The sequence below is a fragment of the Bradyrhizobium sp. P2_E8 genome, from assembly GCF_056403875.1.
This window is the reverse complement of sequence record NZ_JBFUES010000729.1, coordinates 1-3,993: the sequence shown is the minus strand read 5'-3', so window position 1 is coordinate 3,993 and position 3,993 is coordinate 1. Positions and strand designations below refer to the sequence as shown.

The 3,993-nt window shown below is 64.3% G+C and carries 5 protein-coding genes; 2 read left to right on the top strand and 3 right to left on the bottom strand.

Annotation, left to right across the window (positions count from 1 at the left end):
• The first annotated feature begins 177 nt into the window (after positions 1–177).
• Positions 178–1,743, top strand: coding sequence for an alkaline phosphatase D family protein (locus tag AC1D00_RS30550; RefSeq protein ID WP_477013228.1), 1,566 nt, complete (start codon positions 178–180; stop codon positions 1,741–1,743).
• Here the strand turns inward: AC1D00_RS30550 and AC1D00_RS30545 are convergent.
• Positions 1,740–1,961 carry a hypothetical protein gene (locus AC1D00_RS30545; RefSeq protein ID WP_477013227.1) on the bottom strand — a complete coding sequence of 74 codons (222 nt, stop codon included), beginning with the start codon at positions 1,959–1,961 and terminating at the stop codon, positions 1,740–1,742. The genes AC1D00_RS30550 and AC1D00_RS30545 overlap by 4 nt on opposite strands.
• A 258-nt stretch (positions 1,962–2,219) precedes the next feature.
• Between AC1D00_RS30545 and AC1D00_RS30540 the strand changes: the two genes are divergently transcribed.
• Entirely contained in the window at positions 2,220–3,038 is an 819-nt protein-coding gene (locus tag AC1D00_RS30540; protein WP_477013226.1) for an aldo/keto reductase, read from the top strand.
• A 65-nt stretch (positions 3,039–3,103) separates the two neighbouring features.
• Here the strand turns inward: AC1D00_RS30540 and AC1D00_RS30535 are convergent, their stop codons facing one another.
• Both AC1D00_RS30535 and AC1D00_RS30530 read right to left on the bottom strand, forming a co-directional pair.
• On the bottom strand, positions 3,104–3,319 hold the full coding sequence (locus tag AC1D00_RS30535; RefSeq protein ID WP_477013225.1) for a hypothetical protein: 216 nt from the start codon (positions 3,317–3,319) through the stop codon (positions 3,104–3,106).
• A gap of 95 nt (positions 3,320–3,414) precedes the next feature.
• Complete coding sequence (locus AC1D00_RS30530; protein ID WP_477013224.1) at positions 3,415–3,855, bottom strand: hypothetical protein; 441 nt, start codon at positions 3,853–3,855, stop codon at positions 3,415–3,417.
• Positions 3,856–3,993: the final 138 nt, after the last annotated feature.

Genomic DNA, 3,993 nt, shown 5'->3' with positions numbered 1-3,993 from the left:
CACTGCGATCGCGGATAGCCCTCACCCCAACCCTCCTCCGTAAGAACGGGGAGAGGGAGTAGACCATCGGCCGTCATCCCCACGTCGTAAAACCRTCGGCGCGGAGTCAAGAAACCGTAAGGGTAGGAGTCAAGGAGCGCAGGCACCTTCCGTCGCGATTCGACGAAGGTCTCCTGAATGGCAACGCTCCGCGCCCCGCGCGCATGGACCCGGCGGCAATTCCTGGTCCGCTCCACCTCCGGCCTCGCCTTGGCCGCGCTCGCAAAGCCATCCATCAGTCGTGCCGCCGACCGCCCGCGGATCGCCGGCGGCATCCAGTCCGGCGACGTCTCGGACGGCTCCGCCGTGATCTGGGCGCGCGCCGACCGGGCCGCGCGCATGCAGGTGGAATGCTCCACCGTCGAGAGTTTCAAGACCATCATTGCGGCGGCCTCGAGCGACGCGCTGCCCGACGCCGACTTCACCTCGAAGCTGCTGCTGAGCGATCTGCCGCCCGGAYAGGACATCTTCTATCGCGTCCGCTTCGACGACATCGCGACCGGCATCGCCGGCGAGAGCCGCGTCGGCCATTTCCGCACCGCGCCGGCCGCAGGCCAATCGATCTCGTTCCTGTGGTCCGGCGACACCGCGGGGCAGGGCTGGGGCATCGACGTCTCGCGCGGCGGCTATCGCAGCTATCGCACCATGCTCGACAACCGCCCTGACTTCTTCATTCACTCCGGTGACCATATCTACGCCGACTGCACGATTCCATCCGAACAGAAGCTGCCGAACGGCGAGACCTGGCGCAACATCGTCACGGAAGAAAAATCCGAGGTCGCGCACACGCTGGCGCAATTTCGCGGCAACTACAAATACAATCATCTCGACGAGCATTTTCGCGATTTCCACGCAAACGTGCCGATGTTTGCGCAGTGGGACGACCACGAGGTCAGCAACGACTGGTCCCCGTCAGGCAGCTATGATGAGGCTGGCTATGAGGACGACGGCACGCCGCGCCTGGTCGCGCGCGCCCGCCGCGCCTTCTTCGACTTCATGCCGATCCGTGACGTCGGCGCACGGCAGGGGCGGGTCTATCGCAAGATCGCTTACGGTCCGCTGCTCGACGTCTTCATGATCGACATGCGCAGTTTTCGCGATGACACCTGGAACAAGGGCAACGACCATCGCGGCTGGATCCTCGGCGCCGAGCAGCTGGCCTGGCTGAAGCGGGAGCTCGCAGCCTCGCGCGCGACCTGGAAGGTGATCGCGGCCGACCTGCCGATCGGCCTGATCAGCCTCGATGCGGTCGCGCTCGGTAATGGGCCGCCCGATAGACGCGAGCACGAGATCGCCGATCTGCTCAGCTCCATCAAGCGCGCGGGCGTGCGCAACGTCGTCTGGCTCACCGCAGACATGCACTACACCGCCGCGCATTACTACGATCCGAACAGGGCGCAATTCCAGGATTTCGAGCCGTTCTGGGAGTTCGTCTCCGGCCCGCTGCATGCCGGCACCTGGGGTCCGGGCGAGCTCGACGACACTTTTGGTCCGGTCGCGATGTACCAGAACGGCTGTAGCGAGGCGCAGGGCGAGAATTTGGCGCCGTGTTTCGGGCTTCAGTTCTTCGGCCGCGTCGACATCGATGGTGCGACCGGCGTGATGACCGTGACGCTGAAGGACGTCGACAACCGCGACCTCTGGTCGGTCGACATCGTGCCGCAGTCRCAGGCGCACCCGACCGTGGTCGCGCAGCATTCCTAAGGCATGCGCAAGCCGATGCCGCCGCGCACGGGACGGGGCGTGGCCTGCGGAGCCTCTGCGCGCGCATTCATCCAGTCAGGCGCTCGCGGCGCGGCGGGTTGCCGTACAAAGAATTCGCCCTGTTTGGGCGAGCCCATGTAGGCAAAGCCGTCGGCATGCGCCGGAACTGCGCTGGCGAGGGTTGCCGCTACAAAGGTCATCGTCAAAAGCGTCTTCATGATCGTCTCCTGATTGCCTGCGGCCGGAACGACCGCGATGGTGAGATGCTGACAGGAGAGAGCGATGATCTGAAATGCCGTTTGGCTGTTGCGGCGATGCCCGCCGGCTATCTTGCTAAACTGATCTTGATTTGGTCCCCTTCGGCCATCGCGCTATAGTGTCGTCTCCCGCCACCTCTTTTCCATCACCGAAGAGTCTGTCCCCACGGCCTCACCGCGGGCATCTCAGCGGGCTGAAATACGTCAGGAGCCTGTTTTATGGACAATCTGAAGACACAGGGCATCAGCATGCCCAAGCTCGGCCTCGGCACCTTCCGCATGCAGGGCGATGCCTGCCGTGCCGCGGTCGAGAGCGCGCTGTCGGTCGGCTATCGCCACATCGACACGGCTGAAATGTATGCCAACGAAGAGCCGATCGGCGCCGCACTCGCCGCGGCCCGGCTGCCGCGCGGCGAGTTGCACGTCACGACGAAGGTCTGGCATGAGAATTTGGCGCCGGATGCGATCCGGCGCGCCTTCGACACCAGCCTGGAGAAGCTCCGGCTCGACCATGTCGACCTCTATCTCGTGCACTGGCCGTCCAAGTCCGCGAACTGGGGCGCGGTGTTCGAGACCTTGATGAAGCTGAACGAGGAGGGGCGCACGCGGGCGATCGGCGTCGCCAATTTCACCACGGCGCTGCTCAAGATCGCGGTCGAGGAGATCAGGGCGCCGATCGCCTGCAACCAGATCGAATATCACGCGATGCTCGATCAATCGAAGGTGCTGGCCTATCTCAATGCCAGGTCGATCCCGCTGGTCGCCTATTGCCCGCTGGCGCAGGGGCGCGTTGCCTCCGATCCGGTGCTGGCGGAGATCGGCACCAAGCACAACGCGACCGCTGCGCAGGTTGCGCTGAAATGGCTGCTCGACCAGGACGGCGTCGCGGCGATCCCGAAGGCCTCGCGCCGCGAGAGCCAGCAGGCCAATCTCGACGCGCTGAAGATCACGCTCGACGATGCCGACCGCAAGAAGATCGCGGCGCTGCCGAAGGACAGGCGTTGCGTCAATCCCGGTTTTGCGCCGGCGTGGGACTGACCAAGCGCATGCCGCGACACAAAGAAATGGCCCCGTCAGGGGCCATTTCCATGTTGCGTTGCGCGTTAGTCCCAGTGGTGATGGCTGCGCTTGACCACGACGACACGATCGCGATGGTGCCAGCCGCGATGCCAGCCATGATCACGATGCTCACGCATTTCGGCGCGCGCGCCGTAGCCATGGTGGCCGTTCTTGATCACCACCGTTTCGGCACTCGCCATCGTCGGTGCAATGATCGCGAACGCGCCGAGAGCAGCAACCACATAACCAAGCTTCTTCATGATGTCCTCCTCCAATCCAATGCAGATGAGAACGGCGCGTGCGTGCGAACGTTCCGGAGGAACTGGCGGAGAATTCTGAACGGATGTTCAGATGCTCAATCGCAGCGTTGCTGCGCAGGCGTCGGCGCGCCCGTGGCGACGTATTTGCCGTCCCTGATCGTGTATGCGCCGCGCTCGCTGCGATTGTAGATCGCGCGCAGGCTGCCGTCCTTGGCCAGCRGCAGCCCGAACTCGCGGGTCTGATGCAGCGATGGAAAGTACACCATCACATTGAGCAGGCCCTCGGCGTTGACCGTGGCGGACACGACCTCGTTCTCGTCCTTGGCCTCGCCGAAATTGCGCCGGTACATCACCCGGCCATCGTTCCGGATTTCGTAAGTCAGGAGCGCACCCTTGTCGCGGTCGGGCCGGACCGCGCAATCGACCGCCCATGAGCCGAGCAGGCCCCATTGTTCGACCGTCGCCGCAAGCGTCTCGGCACCGGCCGTGGACGTGAACGCGACCCACACCACCGCAGCCGTGGTCCAGCGGCTCATACAACGCGTCATGTCCCGAAAAGCCCCACCTCGAAGAATTCCAAAGTGTAGCATCCCGCCCGCGGTCGTCCACGGCAGCCGCCGATCGCGCGCGAATTTGATCCGCGTCAATGAGGCCGGCCGCATCAGGGCTAGGAT

Excerpts from the sequence above, each read along its gene's own strand:
- AC1D00_RS30545 (WP_477013227.1), bottom strand. The coding sequence starts at position 1,961 with ATGAAGACGCTTTTGACGATGACCTTTGTAGCGGCAACCCTCGCCAGC.
- AC1D00_RS30540 (WP_477013226.1), top strand. The coding sequence starts at position 2,220 with ATGGACAATCTGAAGACACAGGGCATCAGCATGCCCAAGCTCGGCCTC.
- AC1D00_RS30535 (WP_477013225.1), bottom strand. The coding sequence starts at position 3,319 with ATGAAGAAGCTTGGTTATGTGGTTGCTGCTCTCGGCGCGTTCGCGATC.